We start from the raw sequence: 23,802 nt of genomic DNA on the forward strand, positions 1-23,802 counted from the left end.
CCGGCGTGCAGCTCCCCGGGGTGCTCGACGACCTCTACGCCCCGGCCGCCATCGCCGCGCTCGGCCCGTCGGCGCGGCCGGTCCCGAGGCTCGCGCTGTGGGCGCCGACCGCGCGGACGGTCGAGCTGGCGCTGTACGGCCCCGGCGGGCGCACCGTGCACCCGATGCGGCGCGACGACGAGACCGGCGTGTGGTCGGTGCAGGGGCCGCCCGCGTGGCTGGGGCGCGCGTACACGTACCTGGTGACCGTCTACTCCCCCGCTGCCGGGAAGGTCGTGACGAACGAGGTCACCGACCCCTACGGCCTCGACGTCACCCCCGACGGGGCACGCAGCAGGCTCGTGGACCTCGACTCCGCGGCGCTCAAACCGCCCGGCTGGGACCGGCCGGTCAAACCGGCCGCGGTGCCGCCGGAGCGGGCGTCGATCTACGAGCTGCACGTACGCGACTTCTCCGCCTCCGACGCCACCGTCCCTGAGGAGCTGCGCGGCACGTACGCGGCCTTCGGGACGGACTCGGCCGGCATGCGGGAGCTGCGTGCCCTGGCCGCCGACGGGCTGACCCACGTGCAGGTGCTGCCCGTCTTCGACTTCGCCACCGTCCCCGAGCGCCGGGCCGACCGGACGGAGCCCGCGGGCGACCTGGCCGCGCTGCCGCCCGACTCCGAACTCCAGCAGGAGCGCGTGGCCCGCACGGCCGCGACCGACTCCTACAACTGGGGCTACGACCCGCTGCACCACACCGTGCCGGAGGGCTCGTACGCGACGGACCCCGACGAGCGGATCAAGGAGCTGCGCGGCATGGTCGCCGCGCTCAACCGGGCCGGGCTGCGCGTCGTCATGGACGTGGTCTACAACCACACCCACTCCACCGCCGTGCTCGACCCGATCGTCCCCGGCTACTACCACCGGCTCCTGGACGACGGCAGCGTGGCCACCTCGACGTGCTGCGCCAACACCGCGCCCGAGCACCTGATGATGGGCAGGCTCGTGGTCGACTCGGTCGTCACGTGGGCCACGCGGTACAGGATCGACGGTTTCCGCTTCGACCTCATGGGCCACCACCCGAAGGCGGGCATGCTCGCCGTCCGCGCGGCGCTCGACCGGCTGACCGTGGCCGAGCACGGCGTGGACGGCCGCTCGATCCTCCTGTACGGCGAGGGCTGGAGCTTCGGCGAGGTGGCCGGCGACGCCCGGTTCGAGCAGGCCACGCAGGCGAACCTGGCCGGCACCGGCATCGGCACCTTCACCGACCGGCTGCGGGACGCGGTGCGCGGCGGCGGCCCGTTCGACGCCGACCCGCGCGTGCAGGGCTTCGGCTCGGGGCTGGCGGGCGCGCCCAACGACGCACCGGCCAACGGCACCGCCGAGCAGCAGCGGGCGCGGCTGGCGCACTACTGCGACCTCATCAGGATCGGGCTGACCGGGAACCTGGCCGACTACGTGCTGCCGTCGGGCCGGAAGGGCTCGGAGGTCGGCTACCACGACTCGCCCGCCGGGTACACGGCCGCGCCCGGGGAGGCGGTGACGTACGTGGACGCGCACGACAACGAGACGTTGTTCGACGCGCTGGCGTACAAGCTGCCGCGGGACACGCCGATGGCAGAACGGGTGCGCATGCAGGCGCTGTCGCTGGCCACGGTGGTGTTCGCGCAGGGCATGGCGTTCGTGCACGCGGGCTCGGAACGGCTGCGCTCGAAGTCGCTCGACCGCAACTCCTACGACTCTGGCGACTGGTTCAACCGGCTGCTGTGGGACTGCGCGCAGGGCAACGGCTTCGGCGCCGGTCTGCCGCCCAGGGCGGACAACGAGGCCGCGTGGCCGTACGCGCGCCCGCTGCTCGCCGACCCGGCGCTGCGGCCCGGCTGCGCGGCGATCGGGGCGGCCAGGGCCAGGTTCGGCGAGCTGCTGCGGATCCGGGCGTCGTCGCCCGCGTTCGCGCTGGGCTCGGCGCGGGAGGTACGGCGGCGGCTGTCGTTCCCCGCCTCTGCCGAGGGCGTGATCGCCATGCACGTGGACACCGACGGCCTCGACCCGCGCTGGCGGTCCGTCACGGTCGTCTTCAACGCCACACCGTCCCCGCAGACCCAGGCGGCACCACCGTCCTCCGGGGCCACAGCGGGAGGCGGGGTGCGGCTGCACCCCGTACAGGCCGCCTCGGACGATCCGGTCGTGCGGGGATCGGCCTACGACCCGGCCACGGGCACGCTGACGGTCCCGGCCCGGACGGTCGCGGTATTCGTGGAGGTCTGAGTGTGGCATGGGCGGGTAGGGGGAACCTTCATCGGGAACACCTCGCATCACTGGCAATGCGCCGCACAACGGCGCAGACTGGATATACGGCGATCGCGTGGAGCAGTGGAGCACCCGTGGACAATCACCTTGATCACATGCCGGTACTTTCCCGCGGCAGGCATCGCAACCCGAAGCGTGGGGCCTGCTTCATGGAGTTGGCCTCCTACCTGGCCGGAGAGCGCTGGAGCGACCATCCGGCCTGCACGCACCCGTTGCTGGCCGCACTCGCCCGCCTGGTCAACGACAACACCGGTGACGAGAGCCGGGCCAAGCTCGTCCACCTCGTCCCGTCCATCATCGGGCTGGCCAGCGACGACCTGCGCGTCGACGCGCACATCGCGCTACGCTGCGCGACCACCGCGCTGCCGGTGGCCGCGGCCGAGCGTCAGCTCGCGCTGGCGGTCTCGGTGCTGGCGGCCGAGGAGATGCTCGCCCGGCTCGACGGGGCGCCGTCGGGACGGATGAGCGAGCGCGGCCTGCGGGCCATGGAGGAGGTCCCGCACGCGGCCGACCAGGCCAGGCGCTTCAGCCGGGCGGCCCGCATCACGGACAAGGGCTTCCGCCGGTACGCGGCGCCGAACGCGGTGCAGTTGTCGGTGGTGGGGATCGTGCAGGCGTGCATCCCCGACCCGGACGCGCTGCTGCGTACGCTGCTGGAGGAGACGATCGAGGAGTGCACCGTGCTCATCCACGGCCACCACCCCGTCACCGCTGCGGCCACCGCTGCGGCCACCACTGCGCCGATCCACGCCTGACCGGCGCCCACCACCGCCCGCCTGGCGGCGCGGTCGACTGAGGCTGCCCGCAAGTACGCGTGGCTCGCGCGCGTTCTGATCATGCCCACCTGCCGCGCACGCCTGCCGGCCCCTCCCGCGCAGGGGTCGCGGCACACCCACGCCGGCAGGGTGTTTGCGCAGCTCAGGCAAGGCTTTCCTGCGTTGCGGATCTTTTTCCCATATGCCACATTTACCAATAGGAGCCCGAAAACCGGAGGAAAACTGATGACCGTCGAGCTCGCCCACCCCTACTCCCCCGAGCAGCACCACGGTCACCGCGACGTGACCGGCGGCTGGCTGCGGCCGGCGGTGTTCGGGGCGATGGATGGGCTCGTGTCCAACTTCGCGTTGATCGCCGGAGTGGTCGGCGCGGCCGGGGCCGGGCAGGGCGCGGTGCTGGCCGGGTGCGCGGGGCTGATCGCCGGAGCGTGCTCCATGGCGGCGGGCGAGTACACGTCCGTGAAGTCGCAGACCGAGCTGATGCGGGCCGAGATCGCCGTCGAGCGGCGCGAGCTGGCCCGCAACCCCCAGGGCGAACGGGCCGAGCTGGCGGCGCTCTACCGCTCGCGCGGGCTCGACGCCGAGCTGGCCGAGCGGGTCGCCGAGAGGCTGTCGGCCGATCCCGAGCGGGCGCTGCGCGTGCACGTACGCGAGGAGCTGGGCGTCGACCCCGACGACCTGCCCTCCCCGTACGTGGCGGCCGGGTCGTCGTTCTGCGCGTTCGCGGCCGGGGCGCTGGTGCCGCTGGCGCCGTTCCTGTTCGGGGCCTCGGGCCTGGTGGTGGCGCTGGTGCTGAGCGTGGTGGCGCTGTTCGGGTTCGGGGCGGCCGTGGCGGTGATGACGGCGCGGCCGTGGTGGCGGGGCGGGTTGCGCCAGCTCGCCTTAGGCGTGGGCGCCGCGACCGTCACGTTCGGCCTGGGGCACCTGCTGGGCGTCGCGGTGGCCTGACCGGCCTCTCAGGGACGGCCGGCGGCGGCCAGCTTCACGCCGAGCCCGATGAGGGCGACTCCGGTCACACCGTCCACGGCCCTGCGTACGGACCGGCGGGCGAACACCTTCCGCAGCGCGCCCACGACGTTCGCCACCACCAGGAACCAGGCGATCGTCGCGGCCAGCGCCACCGCCGACAGCGTCAGCGCGGACACCCCGGCCCCGAGGAACTGGGGCACCAGGGCCACGAAGAACAGCGCCGCCTTGGGGTTGAGGATGTTCGTCAGCAGCCCTTCCGTGAAGGCCGCCCACGAGCCGCGCCCCTCCCGGCCGGGCTCGTCCAGCTTCAGCCCGCCGTCCCCGCGCCAGGCCGAGCGCAAGGACCTGACGCCCAGATAGACCAGGTACGCCGCGCCCACCGCCTTCACCACCGTGAACGCCACGGCCGAAGCCTCCAGGAGCGCCGCGATGCCGGTGGCGGCGGCCACCACCCAGGCGAACACCCCCACCGCGATGCCCGCCGCGGCCGCCATGCCGTGCCCGCGGCCCGAGACGGCCGAGCGGCGCACCACCACCGCGAAGTCGGGCCCGGGCGACATGGCCCCGAGCAGCACCACACCACCGAACGCCGCGACGTGCCCCATTAACGTCATGGCTCCCACCTTACGAGCACCCGCCCCTCCGGGACCAAGGTGGAGCGTTCCCACGTCCAGGTGGGCACGGTGATCATCTCGGCCGTGCGGTCGAGCGGGATCGGCGTGTCGAGCAGGACCGAGTGCGGGGTGAGCGGAAGGCCGCCCTGCGGGATGACCACGGTCTCGAGCGGGGTGCGCTCGGCGGGGCCGTCGGGTTCGTCGCGTTCGCTGCGGATCCAGGTGGCCGGGCCGCAGAAGGCCGTGTAGACCAGCGCGCCGCGCGGGGCGGCGGCGGAGTGGCGCAACGTGCCCGCGGGCAACCACCCGTGCTGCCCCGGCAGGTACGTGATGCCGGAGACGTGCAGCTCTCCCTCCAGCACCACGAACTCCTCCCCCGCCAGGTAGTGGCCGTGCTCGGACTGTGCCCAGCCGGGCGGGAAGCGCATGAGCGACGCGGCGCCGTCGAGGCGGGCCACCCGCACAGGAAGCTCCGTCCCGGGGATCAGGAAGGTCTCCCCAGGCAGCTCCGCGTCGTCGAGCAGGTCGATGATCAGCACGTCAGCCGTCACGGTTCGTCAGCGCTCACAGCGCCGCTCCGCGAGCGCGGACCGCGAGTTCGGCCGTTCCACCAGCTCCATGATGTCCATCGTCACCTCCGGGACCTCCGCGCCCGCCGAGGAGCGGGCCGGGTCCGCTCCCCCTACCCAACAAACTTGAGCAAAGTTCCCTTTGGCGGGAAAAATCGGAAACGCGATGCGGACCTCCCCGCCGCACCGCACCCCTGCGCGGGTCCGGCCGACGGGAAAGACCCTCGGCAAAAAAGCCCTTGGGCCGGGGCGAGGCACCCCGGAGACGGCTCCCCGGCCGAGGGACGGAGGCTGGTGGGTGGTCAGTCGAAGGTGGTGGAGATCTCGTGCCAGCCGCCCGGCGGGATCTCCGCCGCCGGCGCGGGCCCCCAGGAGCCCTTCGCGTACGGCAGCGGCCGCTCCGGCAGGTCGAGCACCGGCTGCACGATCCGCCACGACTCCTCCACCAGGTCGAACCTGGCGAACCTGCGCGGATCACCGCTGACGGCGTCGGCCAGCACCCGCTCGTAGGCGGCCTCCATCGGCCCGAGGACCTTGGTGAAGTCGACGCTGACCGGCACCGGACGGGTGTGCTGCTTGCCCGGCTCCTTGGCCAGCAGGTCGAACGTCACCCCGGCGTCCGGCTGGAGCCGGAACCGGATGAGGTTGGGGCCGTCGGGAGCGCCGCGGTTGCCGAACATCGCCACCGGCGGCTCGCGCAGCTCGGCCACGACCTCCAGGTCGGTGGTGGGCAGCGCCTTGCCGGAGCGGATGCACCACGGCACCCCGGCCCAGCGCCAGTTGTCGATGTAGGCGCGCAGGGCGATGTAGGTCTCGGTCGTGGAGTCTGGACGCACGCCGTCGGTGCCGAGGTAGCCGTCGTACTGGCCGCGTACGACGTCGGCCGGGTCGAGGGCCTTGACCGCGCGCAGCACCCGCCACTTCTCGTCGAGCTGGGCCCGCGCGTCGGTGGACGGCGGCGGGTCCATCGCGAGGAGGGCCAGGAGCTGCAGCAGGTGGTTCTGGACCACGTCGCGGACGGTGCCGTTGGCGTCGTAGAAGGAGCCCCGGTCGCGGATGTCGAAGTCTTCGGCCATGGTGATCTGCACGCTGCGCACGTGGGCGCGGTTCCAGATCGGCTCCAGCAGCGTGTTGGCGAAGCGGAACACCATGAGGTCTTCGACCGGCTCCTTGCCCAGGAAGTGGTCGACCCGGCGCAGGTGGTCTTCGTCGAAGTGCTTGAGCAGCTCGGCGTTGAGGCTGCGGGCCGAGGACAGGTCGTGCCCGAAGGGCTTCTCCACCACCAGCCGCGCGTCCCGGTGCAGGCCCGCCCCGGCCAGGCCGTCGGCCACCGGGCAGAACAGCGACGGCGGCACCGCCAGGTAGTGGACGAGGAAGCCCAGGCCCTCGACCTCTTCGCGCAGCCGGGCGAAGACGTCGGGGTCGCGGTAGTCGCCGGACACCAGCCGCAGGTTTCCCGCCAGCTTCTCGAACGCCGCGTCGCGCACGCCGCCGCACGCCTCGCGGGCGTGCTCGCGCAGCCCGTCGAGGTCGAGGTCGGTCTTGGCCACGCCGATGATCGGCAGGTCGAGCCGGCTGTCGGCGGTCAGGTGGTAGAGGGCGGGCAGCAGCAGCTTGCGCGCGAGGTCACCGGTGATCCCGAACAGGACCAGCGCGCCCGCCCGCTCGGTCACGGCCGCCATCTCAGACGCGCCTTCCGCGCAGCTCGCGGTATCGGCGGATGAGCTGCCCGGTGGACGGATCGGGGAACCCGGCAGGCGGCTCGTCGGACGTGAGCGCGGGCGCGAGATCGAGCGCCATCTTCTTGCCCAGCTCGACACCCCACTGGTCGAAGGAGTCGACGCCCCAGACCGTGCCCTCGACGAAGACGACGTGCTCGTAGAGGGCGACGAGCTGGCCCAGCGTGCGGGGGGTGAGCTTGGGCGCGAGGATCGTGGAGGTGGGGCGGTTGCCCGGCATCACCTTGTGCGGCACGATCTCCGGCGCGGTGCCCTCGGCGGCGATCTCGTCGGCGGTCTTGCCGAACGCCAGCGCCGAGGTCTGGGCCAGCAGGTTGGCGGTGAGCTGGTCGTGCATGCCCTCGCGGTCTTCGTGGGGCTCGGCGAAGCCGATGAAGTCGGCCGGCACCAGCCGGGTGCCCTGGTGCAGGAGCTGGTAGAAGGCGTGCTGGCCGTTGGTGCCCGGCTCGCCCCAGAAGATCTCGCCGGTGCCGGTCGTGACGGGGGCGCCGTCGGCGCGCACCGACTTGCCGTTGGACTCCATCGTGAGCTGCTGCAGGTAGGCGGGGAAGCGGTGCAGCCGCTGGCTGTAGGGCAGCACGGCGCGGGTCTCGGCGCCGAAGAAGTCGGTGTACCAGATGCCGAGCAGGGCCATCAGCACCGGCATGTTGGCCTCGAACGGCGCGGCGCGGAAGTGCTCGTCGACGGTGTGGAAGCCGTCGAGCATCTCGCGGAAGCGCTCGGGCCCGATGGCGATCATCAGGGACAGGCCGATGGCGCCGTCGTAGGAGTAGCGGCCGCCCACCCAGTCCCAGAAGCCGAACATGTTGCCGGGGTCGATGCCGAACTCCTCGACCTTGGGCGCGTTGGTGGAGACGGCCACGAAGTGCCGGGAGACGGCCTCCTCGCCGAGCGCCTCGACCAGCCAGCGGCGCGCGACCCTGGCGTTGGTGAGGGTCTCGAGCGTGGTGAAGGTCTTGGAGCTGACCACGAACAGCGTGGTCTCGGGGTCGAGGCCGGCGAGGTTGCCGGTGATGTCGGCCGGGTCGATGTTGGAGACGAACCGGGCGGTGATGCCGGCGTCGGCGTAGTCGCGCAGCGCCTCGTAGGCCATGGCGGGGCCGAGGTCGGAGCCGCCGATGCCGATGTTGACGACGGTCTCGATCGGCCTGCCGGTGGCGCCCCGCCACTCCTTCGACCGCACCTGGTCGGCGAAGGCGCTCATCCGGTCGAGCACGGCGTGCACGTCGGCCACGACGTCCTGGCCGTCGACGACCAGCTCGGCCGCGCGCGGCAGGCGCAGCGCGACGTGCAGGACCGCGCGGTCCTCGCTGACGTTGATGTGCCTGCCGGAGAACATGGCCTCGATCCGCTCGCGCAGCCCGGCCCGCTCGGCCAGCGCCAGCAGCAGATCGACGGTCTCCTGCGTGGCGCGGTGCTTGGAGTAGTCGAGGTAGAGGTCGCCGGCGGTGACCGTCATGCGCCCGGCCCGCCCCGGGTCCTGCGCGAACAGCTCACGCAGATGCCTGCCTGCCAGCTCTTCGTGGTGCTTGCCCAGGGCCGCCCACTCCTGGCTCTGGGTGATGTCGCCGTTCACGCGTCTCCTCCTCGCATCGCCAAACCGATCATGCCTGGTCCCATCGTCCCGTAACCGTGTACCCCACGAGATTGATTCCGCGCATGGCGGAGCGGAGTCTTTAGACGGTCAGTGTCTTTGGACGGTCAGTGTCTTTGGACGGTCAGTGGGATTCGCGGCCCACGTGGTCGCCGCCGGAGCCGATGAGGAAGTCGAGGTCGGCGCCGCGGTCGGCCTGGGTGACATGCTCGACGTAGAGGCGTTCCCAGCCGCGCGCGGGGCGGGCGTGCCCGGTCGTGACCGGCGGCCTGGCGGCCAGCTCGGCGTCCGGGACGTCCACGTCGAGGCGGCGGGCGGCCACGTCGAGCACGATCGGGTCGCCGGTGCGCACCCTGGCCAGGGGCCCGCCGGCCGCGGCCTCCGGGGCGGTGTGCAGGACGACCGTCCCGTACGCGGTGCCGCTCATGCGGGCGTCGCTGACGCGGACCATGTCGCGCACGCCCTTCTCCAGCAGCTTGGCGGGCAGCGGCAGGTTGCCGACCTCCGGCATGCCCGGATAGCCCTTGGGGCCGCAGCCGCGCAGCACCAGCACCGAGGTCTCGTCCACGTCGAGGTCGGGTGAGTCGAGGCGGGCGTGGACGTCCTCGACGCTGTCGAAGACGACGGCCCGGCCGCGGTGACGCAGCAGCTCCGGTGAGGCGGCGGCGGGTTTGATCACCGCGCCGCCGGGGGCGAGGTTGCCGCGCAGCACGGCGATGCCGGCGTCGGGCAGCAGCGGGTCGGAGCGGCGCCGGATCACGTCGCCGTCGTGGATCTCGGCCCCGGCCAGGTGCTCGACCAGCGGCCGGCCGGTGACGGCGATCGCGGTGGGGTCGAGCAGGTCTTCGACCTCCTTGAGCACGGCGGCCAGGCCGCCCGCCCGGTGGAGGTCGTCCATGAGGTGGCGGCCGGCCGGTTGCAGGTCGACCAGCAGCGGCACGCCGGAGCCAGTGCGGTCGAAGTCGTCGAGGGTCAGCTCCACGCCGAGCCGCCCGGCGATGGCCAGCAGGTGCACGACGGCGTTGGTGGAGCCGCCGACGGCGGCCAGGGTGACGATGGCGTTGAGGAACGACCCCCTGGTCATCACGTGGCTGGGGCGGCGGCCCCTGCTGACGAGCTCGACGGCCAGGCGGCCGCTCTCGTGGGCGCGTTCGAGCAGGCGGCTGTCGGGGGCGGGGGTGCCGGCGGTGCCGGGCAGGGTCATGCCGAGCGCCTCGGCCACGCACGCCATGGTGGACGCGGTGCCCATCGTGTTGCAGTGGCCGCGGCTGCGGATCATGGACGACTCCGACTCCAGGAACGCCTCGCGGGAGAGCGTGCCCGCGCGTACCTCCTCGCTGAGGCGCCACACGTCGGTGCCGCAGCCGAGCGGCGCCCCCCTGAAGTGCCCGGTCAGCATCGGCCCGCCGGGCACGACGAGGGCGGGCAGGTCGACGGAGGCGGCGGCCATCAGCAGCGACGGGATGGTCTTGTCGCAGCCGCCGAGCAGCACCGCGCCGTCGACGGGGTTGGCGCGCAGCAGCTCCTCGGCCGCCATGGCGGCCAGGTTGCGCCACAGCATCGCGGTCGGGCGCACGTTGGTCTCGCCGAGGGAGACGACGGGCAGGTTGAGCGGCACGCCACCGGCCGCCCAGACGCCGTTCGCGACGCTCCGGGCCACCTCGTCGAGATGGGAGTTGCAGGGGGTCAGGTCGGAGGCGGTGTTGGCGATCGCGATGTGCGGCCGGTCGCCCTCGAACGCCTCACGCGGCAGCCCGCGCCGCATCCAGGCCCGGTGGATGTAGGAGTTGCGGTCGTTTCCCGAATACCAGCGCGAACTCCTCAGCTCCATGCCCGGCACCTTATCGGCGGCGCGGGGGATTCGGCACGGTCTGTGGAGGAAGCAGCAGGGGCATGGACCACATCGACGCGTACTGGCGGGCGGCGAACTACCTGTCCGTCGGGCAGATCTACCTGCTGGACAACCCCCTGCTCACCGAGCCGCTGCGGCCCGAGCACATCAAGCCGCGCCTGCTCGGGCATTGGGGCACGACTCCCGGACTCAACTTCTGCTTCGCGCACCTCAACCGGGTGATCCGCGAGCGGGACCAGGACATGATCTACGTCGTGGGCCCCGGCCACGGCGGGCCGGCGGCGGTGGCGCACGCGTGGCTGGAGGGGACGTACTCCGAGCGGTACCCGGACGTGTCACAGGACGCGGAGGGCATGCGGCGGCTGTTCCGCCAGTTCTCCTTCCCCGGCGGGATCCCCAGCCACGTGGCCCCCGAGACGCCCGGCTCGATCCACGAGGGCGGCGAGCTGGGGTACGCGCTCGCGCACGCGTACGGCGCCGCCTTCGACAACCCTGACCTGGTCGTGGCCTGCGTCGTGGGCGACGGGGAGGCCGAGACGGGCCCGCTGGCCGCGAGCTGGCACTCCAACAAGTTCCTGGACCGCCGCCGCGACGGGATCGTCCTGCCCATCCTGCACCTGAACGGCTACAAGATCGCCGGTCCGACCGTGCTGGCCAGGATCCCCGAGGCGGAGCTGGTCAAGCTGATGGAGGGCTACGGCCACCGCCCCCTCCTGGTCGGCGCCGACCATGGGGAGATGGCGGGCGCGCTGGACACGGCGTTCGAGGAGATGGCCGCGTACAAGGCGGGCGACGCCGACCGCCTCCCGATGATCGTGCTGCGCACGCCGAAGGGCTGGACGGGCCCCCGCGAGGTGGACGGCAAGCCGGTGGAGGGCACGTGGCGCGCGCACCAGGTGCCGCTGGCCAATGTCCGCGAGAACCCCGCCCACCTGGGCATGTTGGAGGAGTGGATGCGCTCGTACCGGCCGGAGGAGCTGTTCGGCCCGGACGGGCGGCCGGTACGGCCGATCCTGGACACCGTGCCGCGCGGCCCGCGCAGGATGAGCGCCAACCCGCACACCAACGGCGGCGAGCTGCTCGAGCCGCTGCGGCTGCCGGACTTCCGCAGGCTGGCGGTCGAGGTCAAGTCGCCGGCCGAGCAGTCGAGCGAGCCGACGCGGGTGCTGGGCGGGTTCCTGCGCGACGTGATCGCCGCGAACCCGCGCACGTTCCGGCTGATGGGGCCGGACGAGACGGCGTCCAACCGGCTGACGGACGTGTTCGAGGTCACCGACCGGGCCTGGGAGGCCGAGAGGCTGCCCACCGACGAGAACCTCGGGCCCGGCGGCCGGGTCATGGAGGTGCTGAGCGAGCACCTGTGCCAGGGCTGGCTGGAGGGCTACCTGCTGACCGGGCGGCACGGGCTGTTCAACTGCTACGAGGCGTTCATCCACATCGTGGACGCGATGTTCAACCAGCACGCCAAGTGGCTGGAGGCGTCGCAGCGGATCCCGTGGCGGCGGCCGGTCGCGTCGCTGACCTACCTGCTGTCGTCGCACGTGTGGCGGCAGGACCACAACGGCTTCAGCCACCAGGACCCCGGCTTCCTCGACGTGGTGGTCAACAAGAAGGCGTCGGTGGTGCGCGTCTACCTGCCGCCGGACGCCAACACGCTGCTGTCGGTGGCCGACCACTGCCTGCGCTCGCGCGACTACGTCAACGTGATCGTCGCGGGCAAGCAGCCGGTGCTCGACCTGTTCACCATGGACGAGGCCATCGCGCACAACACGCGCGGCCTGGGCATCCTGCCGTGGGCCTCCACCGACCAGGGCGGCGAGCCGGACGTGGTGCTGGCCTGCGCCGGTGACGTGCCCACCCTGGAGACGCTGGCCGCCGCCGCGCTCCTGCGCGAGCACCTGCCCGAGCTGCGGGTACGCGTGGTCAACGTGGTCGACCTCATGCGGCTGCAACCGCCGTCGGAACACCCGCACGGCATGCCGGACGCCGAGTTCGACGCCCTGTTCACCACCGACAAACCGGTCATCTTCAACTTCCACGGCTACCCCTCGCTCATCCACCACCTCGCCTACCGCCGCCACGCCCACGCCAACCTGCACGTACGCGGCTACAAGGAGGAGGGCACCACGACGACGCCGTTCGACATGTGCATGCTCAACGACATCGACCGCTACCACCTGGTGCTCGACGTGATCGACCGGGTGCCCGGCCTCGGCGCCACGCAGGCCCACCTGCGTCAGCGCATGAGCGACCGGCGGCTGCGGGCGCGCGCCTACACGCGCGAGCACGGCGAGGACCCGGCGGAGATCAGGTCGTGGACGTGGCCGGGCGCATCCTCGTCCTGAACACCGGCTCCTCGTCCATCAAGTACGAGCTGGTGGACGTGCGGACCGGCGAGCGCCCGGCCAGGGGCCTGGTCGAGCGCATCGGCGAGCGGCGCGGACGACTGACGCACCACGCCGGCGCCGCCCCCGCGTACGTGCGGACGCGGCCCTTCCCCGGCCACGGCGAGGGCCTGGCGGCGATGATGGAGGCGTTCGCGGCGGCCGGGCCTGAACTGGACCCCGTCGCGGTCGGGCACCGGGTCGTGCACGGCGGCACCCGCTTCGCCACGGCCGTGCTGGTCGACGACGAGGTGATCGCCGCCATCGAGGCGCTGGCCCCGCTCGCGCCGCTGCACAACCCGGTCAACCTCGCCGGGATCCGGGTCGCGCGGGCGGCGTTCCCGTCGGTGCCGCAGGTGGCGGTGTTCGACACGGCGTTCCAGCTCGCGATGCCCGAGGAGGCGTACACGTACGCGGTGCCCCGTGACTGGCGCGAGCGGCTGGGCGTGCGGCGCTTCGGCTTCCACGGCACCTCCTGCGCGTACGTCTCGCGCCGCGCGGCCGTCCTGCTCGGCCGCGACCTGGCCGACCTCAACCTGATCGTGCTGCACCTGGGCAACGGGGCCAGCGCCACCGCGATCTCCGGCGGGCGCAGCGCCGACACCTCCATGGGCCTGACGCCGCTGGAGGGGCTGGTCATGGGCACCCGTTCCGGAGACGTGGACCCCGCGCTGCCGGGCTACCTGGCCCGCGTGGCGGGGCTGGACGCGGAGCGGGTGGAGGAGGCGCTCGGCCATGAGGGCGGGCTGCTGGCGCTCGCGGGCACCGGCGACATGCGCGAGGTGCGCGCCCGCGACGACGCCGGGGCGCGGCTGGCCCTGGCGGTCTACACGCGGCGCATCCGCAAGTACGTCGGCGCGTACTACGCGCTGCTGGGGCGGGTGGACGCGATCGTGTTCACCGGCGGGGTGGGCGAGCACGACGCCGCCACCCGCGCCGAGTCCCTGGCCGGGCTGGAGCGGCTGGGCGTCGTGGTGGATCCGGGGCGCAACCTCGCTGACTCCGTACGGGAGCGGGCGGTGTCGCCGGAGGGGGCCGAGGTGGCGGTGCTCGTCGTCCCCACGGACGAGGAGTGGGAGATCGCCCGGCAGGCGCTCGCGCTGATCGGCGACGGCGCCGACGGACCGTGAGACGCCGCGACCTCGTCACGCTGGACGGGACCGAAGGGACCGTCAGGTCTGTGCGGGGCCGGTCCGCACCGGGGCGAGGCGGGCCGCCAGCTCGCACCACACCACCTTGCCGCCGTCACCCGGTGAGATGCCCCAGCCGGTGCACAGCAGCCCCACGACGTGCAGCCCCCAGCCGCTCGCCGGGCCCGGCTCGCGCGCCTCGGGCAGCCGGTCGCCCGCGTCGCCCACCTCGACCCGCACGTGCGAGGCGCTGCCCCGCACCCGCAGCGTGGGCGGGCCGTCGCCGTGCACGAGCGCGTTGGTCACCAGCTCCGACACCACGAGCAGGACGTCGTCGTGACGCCCCTGGAAACCGCACGCGCGCAGGGCCTCGCGGGCCAGGCGGCGGGCCTCCGTGATGCTGGCCATCTCCTCCGGCAAACGGATGTCCACCTGGTACGTCTCGGCCTCCTCACTCACCGCGCCGCCGGCCCGTCCAGTCGGGAGGAACTCACCGGCAGCCCGGCGCCCCCGGCGGCCACCGTCCGCGCGGCCGTCCGCGCCACGCCGTCACGGCGGGGCGCCACGCCGGCGGCCTCGGTGGCCGTGATCGAGGGGGCGGTGGGCATGGTCGGGTCCTTCGGCGTCGCCTGCTCTGGTGCGTACGGGCTGCCGCCGGGCGTACGCGGGGCGCGGGCCGGGACCCCGGGGGTGCGGGGCCGTGGTCCACGCCTGACAGCAGTCTCCCACGCCCGCCCGTCCTCCCGCAGTCACCCCCCGCGACCACCCGCCCGGGGTGCACACCACCTGCATCCAAAGAGCCGGTAAACGGGACGGAAGCCTTTGGGGTAAGGAATTGGTAGGGTTGTCCGGAAATATGCGGCTCTGAACAGGTGGGATTAGGTGGAGGTCGAACAAACAGCGCTACCGGGGATCGGACTGCGGCATGACTTCACCACCCGCAAAGGCCAGCGGGTAGGCGTCATCTCCCACCGCACCGGACGCCGGGATCTCGTCATCTACGACAAGGAAGACCCCGACGCCGTCTGCCACATGGTCAAGCTCAACGACGAGGAGGCCGACGCCCTGGCGGAGCTGCTGGGCGCCCCCCGCATCGTGGCCCGGCTCAACCAGCTTCACCAGCAGGTCGAGGGCCTGGTCAGCGTGCAGCTCCCCATCCCGGCCGACTCCCCCTACGCGGACCGCCCCATGGGGGACGCCCGCGTGCGGACCCGTACGAGCGCCTCCATCGTCGCCATCGTCCGGGCCGGACAGGTGTTCGCCAGCCCCGGGCCGGGCTTCGTCTTCTCCGTCGGGGACGTCGTGGTGGTCGTCGGCAGCGAGGACAGCACGTCCGAGGTCGCCGGCATCCTGGCGAACGGATAGGGCCGCGGGTGCACGAAACCGCGGTCATCTTTCTGGAGTTCGGCGCTGTCCTTCTGGGTCTCGGGATCCTCGGCGCGCTCGCGCTGCGCGTCGGGATCTCCCCCATCCCGCTCTACCTGATCGCCGGGCTGGCGTTCGGGACCGGCGGCGTGCTGCCGCTGGCCACGAGCGAGGAGTTCATCTCGGTCGGCGCGGAGCTGGGCGTGGTCCTGCTGCTGCTCACGCTCGGCCTCGAGTACAACGCCGACGAGCTGGTCACCAGCCTCACCAGCAACGCCCGGGCGGGCCTCGTCGACCTGGTGCTCAACGCCGCCCCCGGCGCGATCTGCGCGTTGCTGCTGGGCTGGGGTCCGGTCGCGGCCGTGGCCATGGCGGGCGTCACCTACGCCACCTCCTCCGGCATCACCGCCAAGGTGCTGTCGGACCTGGGGTGGATCGGTAACCGGGAGACGCCCACCGTGCTGTCGCTGCTGGTGTTCGAGGACCTCACGATGGCGATCTACCTGCCGGTCCTGACCACCATGCTGGCCGGGCTGAGCCTGCTCAGCGGGGCGATGGCGGTGGGCATCGCGCTGCTGACCGTGAGCGTGGTGCTGGTCGTGGCGCTGCGGTTCGGACGCTTCATCGAGGCGTTCGTCTCCAGCCCCAACTCCGAGGTGCTGCTGCTCAAGGTCGTCGGCCTGGCCCTGCTGGTGGCCGGGCTGGCCCAGCAGCTCCAGGTCTCGGCGGCCGTCGGCGCGTTCCTGGTGGGCATCGCCCTGTCGGGCGAGCTGGCCGAGGACGCGCAGTCGCTGCTCGCGCCGCTGCGCGACCTGTTCGCGGCGGTGTTCTTCGTCTTCTTCGGCCTCCAGACCGATCCGGCGAAGATCCTGCCGGTGGCCGGGCTGGCCGCGCTGCTGGCCCTGGTCAGCATGATCACCAAGCTCCTGACCGGCGCGTACGCCGCCAGGCGGGCGGGCATCGCCAAGGCCGGCCAGGCGCGGGCGGGCATCGCGCTGATCCCGCGCGGCGAGTTCAACATCGTCATCGCCGGGCTGGCGGTGGGCGCGGGCGTGCACCCCGACCTGGGCGCCCTGGCCGCCGCGTACGTGCTCATCCTGGCGGCGTTCGGCCCCCTGGCGGCCAAGCTCGTGCAGCCGCTCATCACCGCCATCGCCAAACGCGCCTAGCACCGTCCGTCGCATCCGCTAGTTTGTTCGCATGGCAGAGCGAAGGAACGGCGTCCCCATGCCGCCCACGGAGAAGACGATCACGTCCGCCGACTGGGACAGCCTGGAGATCTCCGGTGAGCGCCATCACCGCGTGCTGTTCCAGGACGTCGACATGACCGAGCTGATCGACCGCGGCTCGTCGTTCGAGGAGTGCCAGTTCAGGAACGTGCGCTTCAACGTGTCGGAGCACGACGACGCGCAGTTCCTCAACTGCGCGTTCTCGCGCTGCTCGTTCTTCGACGCCACGTTCAGGGGCTGCAAGCTGACGGGCAGCGGGTTCGACGGGTGCACGTTCGGGCTGCTGAAGGTGGAGGGCGGCGACTGGTCCTACGTCGGGCTGCCCGGCGCCGACCTGCGCGGCAGCTCCTTCGTCGGGGTGCGGCTGCGCGAGGCCGACCTGAGCGGGGCCCGGCTGGAGCGCGCCGAGCTGCGGCGGGCCGATCTGTCGGGGGCGTGGCTGCGCGGGGCCGACCTGTCGAAGTGCGACCTGCGGGGCAGCGATCTGAGCACGTTCGACCCGCACGAGGCCACGCTCACGGGCGCGGTCATCGACCCCTTCCAGGCGACCGTCGTGGCGGGCGCGCTCGGGTTCGACGTGCGGAGCTGACGCGCACGCCCGGCGAGCGGTGCCTGACCCGCCGCCGATCCACGCGAGGATGTCGGTGTGCGAAACGCCGAACTCACCCCGGCCGAGCAGGCCCTCGCCGCCGCCGTCCCCCGCGGGCAGGAGGTCGACCTGAGCACCGCCGGGTCCGGCCGATCCGTGCGCGCGGAGGTGCTGGCCGGGCTGCTGCTCGGCGAGTACGCCGACCCCGCCGACAAACCGGCCCTGCGCCTGACCGGGGCGCGGATCACGGGGCTGCTGCACCTGGCGTTCGGGGAGATCGACTTCCCGGTCACGTTCCGGCGCTGCGCCTTCGACGAGGCCCCCGACCTCTACCAGGCCCGCACCCGCTTCCTCAGCTTCGACGGCTCCGAGCTGCCCGGCCTGGTCGCCTCCAACCTCCAGGTCGAGGGCAACCTGCGGCTGACCGGCTGCCACGTCACCGGCGAGCTGCGCCTGCCCGGAGCCCGGATCAACGGCACCCTCACCATGAACGGCGCCCGCCTCGACCACCCGGGCGGCGCGGCCGTCAACGCCGAGCGCCTCGACGTGGGCGGCGACCTGCGGGCCCACGACGGGTTCGCGTGCGACGGCGAGCTGATCCTCACCGCGGCCCGGGTCGGCGCGGCATTGAACCTCGACGGCGCCCGGCTGCGGGCCCCCGGCGGGCTGGCGTTCGGCGGCTCGAACCTGGTCGTCCAGGTGGGCCTGTTCGCCCGGGACATGGAGGTGGACGGCGAGGTCAACCTGCGTTTCGCCCGGATCGGCGGGCCGCTCACGCTGCGCGGCTCGCGCCTGCGCAACCCCGGCGGCCTGGCCGTGCACGGCGGCGGGCTGAACGCCGAGAGCGGCCTGTTCATGGCGCGGGCCGAGACCGAGGGCGTCGTCTGGCTGGAGGCCGCCGCCATCGGCCGCACGCTGAGCCTCGACGGCGCGCGCCTGCGCAACCCGGACGGCCTGGTGCTGGCGGGTGACGGCCTGGTCGTGGACGGCGCGCTGCGGGGCCGCAAGGGGCTGTCGGCGGTTGGCGAGATCAGCCTCGTGGACGCGTCCGTCTCGGGGGGCGTGTTCTTCGAGGGCGCAGAACTGGTCAACCCGGGCCGCGCGGTGCTGAGGGCCACCGGCATCACGGTCGGCAAGGTGCTCAACCTGTGCGACGGATTCTCGGCGCGGGGCCGCGTCGGGCTCACGAACGCGCACGTCGGCAGCCGTCTGTGCGTCGACGACGCCACGCTGGAGTCGCCCGGCGGCGAGGCGCTCGTGTGCCGCCGGGTGGAGACGCGGGAGCTGGCGATGCGGACCGCCCGGCCGATCCTGGGCACGGTCGAGCTGCGGCACGCGCGCATCGGGGTGCTGCGCGACGACCCCGCGGTGTGGCCGGGCGAGCTGCGCATGGACGGCCTGTCGTACGAGGTGCTGGAGCCCAGGCTGCCGGCCGCGGAACGCCTCGGCTGGCTGCGCCGCGACCCCGACGGCTACCTGCCGAACGCCTACGAGCAGCTCGCCGAGATGTACCGGCGGCAGGGCGATGACGCCGACGCCCGTGACACGCTCCTGGCCGGCCAGCGGCAGCGGCGCGCCACCCTCCCCTGGAACGCCCGGTTATGGGGCCGCCTCCAGGACGTCACCGTCGGGTACGGCTTCCGCCCGCTCCGCGCGGCCGGCTGGCTGCTGGCGCTGCTGGCCGTGGGCACGGTGGTGTTCGGGCTGGACGAGCCGCCGCCGCTCAAGCGGGGCGAGGCGCCGGAGTTCAACCCGCTGGTCTACACCCTCGACCTGCTGCTGCCGATCATCGACTTCGGGCAGGAGAAGGCGTTCAACCCGGGCGGGGGGACGCAGTGGCTGGCGTACGGGCTGATCGCGGCGGGCTGGGTGCTGGCCACGACGATCGCCGCCGGCCTGACCCGCACCCTCCGCCGCGCCTGACCAGCCCCTCCCGCCGAAGACCGCACCTGGCGGGGCCCTCCCGCCGAAGATCGCACGTGGCCGGGCCGCGTCAGGCGGAGACCGCGCGCAGTGCGCCGGGGCGGCAGCCGATGAGCCGGTCGAGCGCCCCCGCCGTGGCGGTGTCGGCGGGCAGATAGACCATGATCCGCTGGTCGCCCGCCGACAGGTCGAGCGCCTCCCTGGCCAGCCGCAGCTCGCCGGCCCGCGGATGCGCCATGCGCTGCACGGGCTCCAGGCGCGGCGGCACGGGCGGCCCCGCCAGGCGCGAGGTGAACGCCGCGCCGACGGCGAACGACAGCTCCTCGATCAGCTCGACCGCGTACGGGTCGTCGGCGCCGGCCTCGTAGTTGAGCGCGGCGGCCTGCTCGTCGGCCACCTTGTCCCAGTCGGGGAAGGCGATCCCGGCCCGCGGGTCGGCGAAGACGTAGCGGATCAGGCTGGGCGCCTCACCGTCGAGCAGCCCGATGGGCCCGGCGAGCCGTTCGAACCCCATCGTGTGCGCCAGCACCTCCCCCAGCCGGTTGACCACCACGGCGGGCGTGGGCTCCAGCCGGTCGAGCAGCATCCGTACGGTGGGCCGCACGGTGCGGGCGGGCGCCAGCCCGCCGTTCGGGCACAGGGCGATGCTGCCGCTGGTCAGCTTGGCCAGGTGCCGCAGGTGCAGGCGCTCTTCCGGGGCCAGGCGCAGGGCGTCGGCGAGCGAGACGAGCACCTGGACGGACGGGTTGCGGTCGCGCCCCTGCTCCAGCCGGGTCAGGTATTCGACGCTCACCCCGGCCACGGTGGCCAGCTCCGACCTGCGCAGCCCCGGGGTGCGCCGCCGGCCGCTGCCGGGCAGGCCGAGTTCGTCGGGCTTGAGCGCCTCGCGACGGGCGCGCAGGAAGGCTCCGAGGTCGTTGTCGCTCATCCCCCAGAGTGTACGAGGCCGCGGTCCGCTTATCGTGGCCCTGCCACGGCCAGTCTGGGCACGGCCTTCCTTCGCGGGCCGCGGCACGGCAGGTTGGTGCCCATGACGAACACGAGATCGATGATCACCACGGGCGGCATCCACCAAGGCGGGCGCGAGGCCGGGCTCGTCCTCCCCGGCCGGGCGTGAGGGGGGCCGATGCGTTATCGCCTGCTGGGCCGTACCGGGCTGAGGGTCTCCGAGCTGTTCCTCGGCGCGATGAGCTACCAAGAGGCGTCGCCGCAGGTGCGGCGCATCTTCGACACGTACGCGGACGCCGGGGGCAACGTCGTCGACACCGCCTCCATGTACGGCGAGAGCGAGAGCGTCGTCGGCGAGCTGCTCCAGGGCCGCCGCGACCGTTTCGTCCTGGCCACGAAGTACACCGCCACCCGTGACCGCACCGACCTGAACGCGGCCGGCAACCATCGCAAGAACCTTGTCCTGTCGCTGGAGCAGAGCCTGCGGCGGCTGCGTACCGACTACGTCGACCTGCTGTGGGTGCACGTCTGGGACCGGCACACCCCGATCGAGGAGACGATGCGGGCGCTGGACGACGTGGTCCGCTCGGGGAAGGTGCTCTACGTGGGCATCTCCGACGCGCCGGCGTGGGTGGTCAGCCGGGCCTGCACGCTGGCCGAGTGGCGCGGGTGGACGCCGTTCGCGGGGTTGCAGGTGCCCTACAACCTGCTGTGGCGCGACGTGGAGCGGGAGCTGCTGCCGATGGCGCGGGCCTACGGGCTGAGCGTGGCGGCGTGGAGGGTGCTCGCGCAGGGCGTGCTGTCCGGACGGTACGCCGCGCCCGGGGCCGCGGCGTCCCGCGTACGCCCCGAGTCGATCAGCGAGCGGGACCGGGCCGGGGTGCGGGCCGTGCTGGAGGTGGCCGGGGAGCTGGGCGTGACGGCCGCGCAGGTGGCCGTCGCGTGGGCGGTGCACCGCGGCGTGCACCCGATCCTCGGTACGAACACCGCCGAGCAGCTCAAGGACGTCCTGGGCGCGTCGGAGGTGCGGCTGCCCGGCGAGGCGGTGCGCCGGCTGGAGTCGGCGGTGGAGTTCGAGCTGGGCTTCCCCGGTGATTTCATCGGCGAGGTGGACTGCAGCCCGGACATCTACGGCGACGACCTCCCGCTCCTGGACGGCCGCTGACCCACCCTGCCGGGCTGGTCAGCAGAGGGCCGTGGCGGTCTGCCACAGGCCGGGCAGCGCCGCCAGGACCCGGTCTCCGCGGCGCCGCCGGTCGGCGAACGTGGCGGCCCCGAGGTCGGCCAGCAGCTCGCGCAGCCCCTCCTCGTAGCCGCCCTGGCCCGCCGCCGCCCGTTTGGCCAGGCACCGGGCGTAGGTGGCCACCAGCCAGAAGATCGCCTCCCGGTGCAGCCCTCGGTCGATCAGCTCCCGTGAGCCGTCGATGGCGGCCGGGCGGGCCGCGGGGCTGATGTCGGAGTCGAAGCGGTAGGCGGGCACGCGTACCGAGGCGGTGGCGTCGAACACCTTCTCCAGCACGGCCAGGTGCCCCGCCACCCGGGCGGGGCTCAGCTCGGCGCAGCCGAGCAGGTCGAGCAGGCCCTCGTAGAACTCCAGCCGCCCGTGCTCGGCGAGCAGCTCGCGCACGGCCGCGTACCGGCGGCGGACGGTGGGGTTGCGCAGCCCGGCCACCAGCAGCACGTGGGCGGTGACCCCCGTGCCGAACAGCCACGCGGTGACCTGGTCGGGCAGCGGCGCGGACTCGTCCATGCCGTTGATCCACCCCCGTACGCGGTCCATGGCGTCGGTGCAGCGGGCCAGGATCCAGGGGCGTTCGGCGAAGTCGCGGGCCACCACGCGCTGGAGCTCGGTCAGCCGCCCTGACGGGTCGGCCAGCACGCACGGCAGGTGGAAGCTGCCGGCCAGGTGGTAGTCACTCAGGACGTCGTGGGTCGAGCCGGGCTCCGCCATGGAGGAGACCTCCAGCAACACCCCTTTATATCGAAATTTCCCTATATGCCCGATGCGAGCGGCCGGATCCGTGACCAGCATGACGTCCACGTCGGAGGTCGGAGCCAGTTCGTCGCCCGCACCGGCCCACAGCGCCGACCCGGTCAGGAACGCGCCGACGAAGCCGGGCAGCGCGGCGCCCTCCTCCAGCACCCACTGCCGGGCCACCCTCCTGGCCTGCTCGATCAGCATCCGCTTCCTCCCGATCGGGCGGCGCTCCCCTCGGCCGCCGGGCGCGGGTGTCGCGGCGGGGAATGCCACGACGGCCCTCGACAGGCGCAGCGTCCCGGACGCGTCCGCAGACATGCCGCCATCCTTACACACACTTCACCGGGTCCCCGAGGTTCGAAACACGTGTGCGCGGGCAGCGGATCCGGATGGACATCGCCCCGAGCACCGGCCCGGACCTGGAACGCGCGGTCCGCCGGGAGCTGGCGGACGCGGGTTTCATGGTCGAGCCGTCGCCGCTGTCCACCGACGGCGGGCTCGAAGTCTGGCACGACCCCGCACGCGGGGTGGTCGTCACCTGGGGCAGCCCGGCCGAGCAACTCGTCGAGCGCTCCACCATCAGGGCCGCGGTCCAGCTCGCGTTACGTACCGTGCTGGCCGCCGCCGGTCACCAGGTCAAGGAGGACCTCAACGGCCAGGAGCTGATCGTCATGTCCTGACACCGCGCAGGGGACGGCCCACCTCGTGCAGGTGGCGCAGCGCCAGCCCCCACGACTCCAGCAGCCCGCATTCGGCGTACTCGACGCCGAGCGAGGCGCAGTACTCGCGCACGATGGGCCGTGCCCTGCGCAGGTTCGCGGTGGGCATGCTCGGGAACAGGTGGTGCTCGATCTGGTAGTTCAGGCCGCCGAGCGCGATGGTGACCAGGCGCCCGCCGCTGACGTTGCGGGAGGTCAGCACCTGCTTGCGGAGGAAGTCCAGCTCGTCGTCCGCGGTGAGCACGGGCATGCCCTTGTGGTTGGGCGCGAAGGTGCACCCGAGGTAGACGCCGTAGCACACCTGGTGCACGACCAGGAAGAGCAGCGCCTTGGGCAGCGGCAGCACCAGGAACACCGCCCCCGCGTACGCCAGCACGTGCGTCCCCAGCAGCAGCCCCTCGACCCACCGGTTCTTGAGCGAGGGCCGCCGCAGCGCGCGGAAGCTCGACACCTTCAGGTTCACGCCTTCGAGCGTCAGCAGGGGGAAGAACAGGAACGCCTGCCAGCGCCCGATGAGCCGGGGCAGCCCGCGGCTGGCCTCGGCCTGGCGGCGTGACCAGATGAGGATGTCGGGTGAGACGTCGGGGTCGTGGTCCTCGTGGTTGGGGTTGGCGTGGTGGCGGGTGTGCTTGTCCATCCACCAGCCGTAGCTGAGCCCGACGGCCAGGTTGCCGACGAGCAGCCCGGCGATCCTGGCGACCCGCCGCGAACGGGAGATCTGCCCGTGCGCCAGGTCGTGGGCCAGCAGCGTGACCTGCGCGAAGGCCACCGCGAGCAGCACCGCGACCGGTATCTGCCACCAGGAGTCGCCCACCGCGGCGAACACCGCCCAGGTGCCCGCGAACAGCGCGGCCACCAGGCCGATCCTGACCGCGTAGTAGCCGGGCCGCCGGTCGAGCAGCCCCGCCTGGGCGATGCGCCGCGACAGCGCCGCGAAGTCGCTCCCCCTCTGCGCCGTGGGGCGGGAGGTCTCTGTCACAGTCACATTCGTCTCCGATGCCGAGGAGTGGTCGATCGCTCCTCAGCATCGCGAGAACCGGTGTCCGGGCGGACCCCCGCTGTCACCCGTCATCGTGGTAGTGCCCACCCCACCCTTGGGGGCGCCCCCGCCGCCTGGGGATCGGGCTGCC

The 23,802-nt window shown here is 73.0% G+C and carries 21 protein-coding genes; 11 read left to right on the forward strand and 10 right to left on the reverse strand.

What is annotated here, in order from left to right; translation table 11 throughout:
* From pulA to ABD844_RS06560, 3 genes are all read left to right on the forward strand, one after another.
* Window positions 1–2,252: pullulanase-type alpha-1,6-glucosidase (gene pulA, locus ABD844_RS06550; protein ID WP_344873988.1), on the forward strand; the 2,252-nt coding region annotated here is incomplete at its 5' end.
* 137 nt (window positions 2,253–2,389) lie between these two features.
* Window positions 2,390–3,049 carry a hypothetical protein gene (locus tag ABD844_RS06555; RefSeq protein WP_344873990.1) on the forward strand — a complete coding sequence of 220 codons (660 nt, stop codon included), beginning with the start codon at window positions 2,390–2,392 and terminating at the stop codon, window positions 3,047–3,049.
* Between the two features lie 246 nt (window positions 3,050–3,295).
* Window positions 3,296–4,018, forward strand: coding sequence for a VIT1/CCC1 transporter family protein (locus ABD844_RS06560; RefSeq protein WP_344873992.1), 723 nt, complete (start codon window positions 3,296–3,298; stop codon window positions 4,016–4,018).
* An 8-nt stretch (window positions 4,019–4,026) separates the two neighbouring features.
* Here ABD844_RS06560 and ABD844_RS06565 read toward each other — a convergent pair whose 3' ends face one another.
* The 5 genes from ABD844_RS06565 to ABD844_RS06585 all read right to left on the reverse strand — a co-directional run bounded on the left by ABD844_RS06565 (window position 4,027) and on the right by ABD844_RS06585 (window position 10,386).
* A complete protein-coding gene (locus ABD844_RS06565) occupies window positions 4,027–4,653 on the reverse strand; it encodes a LysE family translocator (RefSeq protein ID WP_344873993.1) in 627 nt (208 codons plus the stop codon).
* A complete protein-coding gene (locus ABD844_RS06570; protein WP_344873994.1) occupies window positions 4,650–5,204 on the reverse strand; it encodes a cupin domain-containing protein in 555 nt (184 codons plus the stop codon). Before ABD844_RS06570 ends, ABD844_RS06565 begins: the two co-directional genes overlap by 4 nt.
* 320 nt (window positions 5,205–5,524) lie before the next feature.
* Window positions 5,525–6,904: a glucose-6-phosphate dehydrogenase gene (gene zwf / locus ABD844_RS06575; protein WP_344873996.1), complete on the reverse strand. Its 1,380-nt coding sequence runs from the start codon at window positions 6,902–6,904 to the stop codon at window positions 5,525–5,527.
* Window position 6,905: 1 nt separating this feature from the next.
* Window positions 6,906–8,537, reverse strand: coding sequence for a glucose-6-phosphate isomerase (pgi, locus tag ABD844_RS06580; protein ID WP_344873997.1), 1,632 nt, complete (start codon window positions 8,535–8,537; stop codon window positions 6,906–6,908).
* Window positions 8,538–8,679: 142 nt separating this feature from the next.
* On the reverse strand, window positions 8,680–10,386 hold the full coding sequence (locus tag ABD844_RS06585; protein ID WP_344873999.1) for an IlvD/Edd family dehydratase: 1,707 nt from the start codon (window positions 10,384–10,386) through the stop codon (window positions 8,680–8,682).
* 62 nt (window positions 10,387–10,448) lie between these two features.
* Here ABD844_RS06585 and ABD844_RS06590 point away from each other — a divergent pair, with 62 nt between their 5' ends.
* Together ABD844_RS06590 and ABD844_RS06595 are read left to right on the forward strand one after the other, a co-directional pair.
* Entirely contained in the window at window positions 10,449–12,752 is a 2,304-nt protein-coding gene (locus tag ABD844_RS06590; RefSeq protein ID WP_344874001.1) for a phosphoketolase family protein, read from the forward strand.
* Entirely contained in the window at window positions 12,722–13,921 is a 1,200-nt protein-coding gene (locus ABD844_RS06595) for an acetate/propionate family kinase (RefSeq protein ID WP_344874003.1), read from the forward strand. The genes ABD844_RS06590 and ABD844_RS06595 overlap by 31 nt, the downstream gene beginning before the upstream one ends.
* Before the next feature lie 42 nt (window positions 13,922–13,963).
* Here the strand turns inward: ABD844_RS06595 and ABD844_RS06600 are convergent, their stop codons facing one another.
* Together ABD844_RS06600 and ABD844_RS06605 are read right to left on the reverse strand one after the other, a co-directional pair.
* Entirely contained in the window at window positions 13,964–14,380 is a 417-nt protein-coding gene (locus tag ABD844_RS06600; RefSeq protein WP_344874005.1) for an ATP-binding protein, read from the reverse strand.
* Window positions 14,377–14,529 carry a hypothetical protein gene (locus ABD844_RS06605; RefSeq protein WP_344874007.1) on the reverse strand — a complete coding sequence of 51 codons (153 nt, stop codon included), beginning with the start codon at window positions 14,527–14,529 and terminating at the stop codon, window positions 14,377–14,379. Before ABD844_RS06605 ends, ABD844_RS06600 begins: the two co-directional genes overlap by 4 nt.
* A 274-nt stretch (window positions 14,530–14,803) precedes the next feature.
* Between ABD844_RS06605 and ABD844_RS06610 the strand changes: the two genes are divergently transcribed.
* Genes ABD844_RS06610 through ABD844_RS06625 form a run of 4 tightly spaced genes read left to right on the forward strand, consistent with a single transcriptional unit; the run spans window position 14,804 to window position 19,027 of the window.
* A complete protein-coding gene (locus ABD844_RS06610; protein ID WP_344874009.1) occupies window positions 14,804–15,286 on the forward strand; it encodes a cation:proton antiporter regulatory subunit in 483 nt (160 codons plus the stop codon).
* An 8-nt stretch (window positions 15,287–15,294) separates the two neighbouring features.
* Window positions 15,295–16,455, forward strand: a complete 1,161-nt coding sequence (locus tag ABD844_RS06615; protein WP_344874011.1) for a cation:proton antiporter — start codon at window positions 15,295–15,297, stop codon at window positions 16,453–16,455.
* Window positions 16,456–16,486: 31 nt separating this feature from the next.
* Entirely contained in the window at window positions 16,487–17,104 is a 618-nt protein-coding gene (locus tag ABD844_RS06620) for a pentapeptide repeat-containing protein (RefSeq protein ID WP_344874013.1), read from the forward strand.
* Between the two features lie 57 nt (window positions 17,105–17,161).
* Complete coding sequence (locus ABD844_RS06625; protein ID WP_344874015.1) at window positions 17,162–19,027, forward strand: hypothetical protein; 1,866 nt, start codon at window positions 17,162–17,164, stop codon at window positions 19,025–19,027.
* 70 nt (window positions 19,028–19,097) lie between these two features.
* Here ABD844_RS06625 and ABD844_RS06630 read toward each other — a convergent pair whose 3' ends face one another.
* Window positions 19,098–19,955 carry a helix-turn-helix domain-containing protein gene (locus ABD844_RS06630; RefSeq protein WP_344874017.1) on the reverse strand — a complete coding sequence of 286 codons (858 nt, stop codon included), beginning with the start codon at window positions 19,953–19,955 and terminating at the stop codon, window positions 19,098–19,100.
* Window positions 19,956–20,153: 198 nt separating this feature from the next.
* On the opposite strand from ABD844_RS06630, the gene ABD844_RS06635 reads away from it, so the two are divergent.
* On the forward strand, window positions 20,154–21,140 hold the full coding sequence (locus ABD844_RS06635; protein ID WP_344874019.1) for an aldo/keto reductase: 987 nt from the start codon (window positions 20,154–20,156) through the stop codon (window positions 21,138–21,140).
* 18 nt (window positions 21,141–21,158) lie between these two features.
* Here ABD844_RS06635 and ABD844_RS06640 read toward each other — a convergent pair whose 3' ends face one another.
* Window positions 21,159–22,271 carry a hypothetical protein gene (locus ABD844_RS06640; RefSeq protein ID WP_344874020.1) on the reverse strand — a complete coding sequence of 371 codons (1,113 nt, stop codon included), beginning with the start codon at window positions 22,269–22,271 and terminating at the stop codon, window positions 21,159–21,161.
* 71 nt (window positions 22,272–22,342) lie between these two features.
* Between ABD844_RS06640 and ABD844_RS06645 the strand changes: the two genes are divergently transcribed.
* Window positions 22,343–22,633: a hypothetical protein gene (locus ABD844_RS06645; protein ID WP_344874022.1), complete on the forward strand. Its 291-nt coding sequence runs from the start codon at window positions 22,343–22,345 to the stop codon at window positions 22,631–22,633.
* Here ABD844_RS06645 and ABD844_RS06650 read toward each other — a convergent pair.
* On the reverse strand, window positions 22,623–23,657 hold the full coding sequence (locus ABD844_RS06650) for a fatty acid desaturase family protein (RefSeq protein WP_344874024.1): 1,035 nt from the start codon (window positions 23,655–23,657) through the stop codon (window positions 22,623–22,625). The genes ABD844_RS06645 and ABD844_RS06650 overlap by 11 nt on opposite strands.
* Window positions 23,658–23,802: the final 145 nt, after the last annotated feature.

It is taken from the genome of Nonomuraea antimicrobica (genome assembly GCF_039536965.1).
GTDB classification, from domain to species: domain Bacteria; phylum Actinomycetota; class Actinomycetes; order Streptosporangiales; family Streptosporangiaceae; genus Nonomuraea; species Nonomuraea antimicrobica.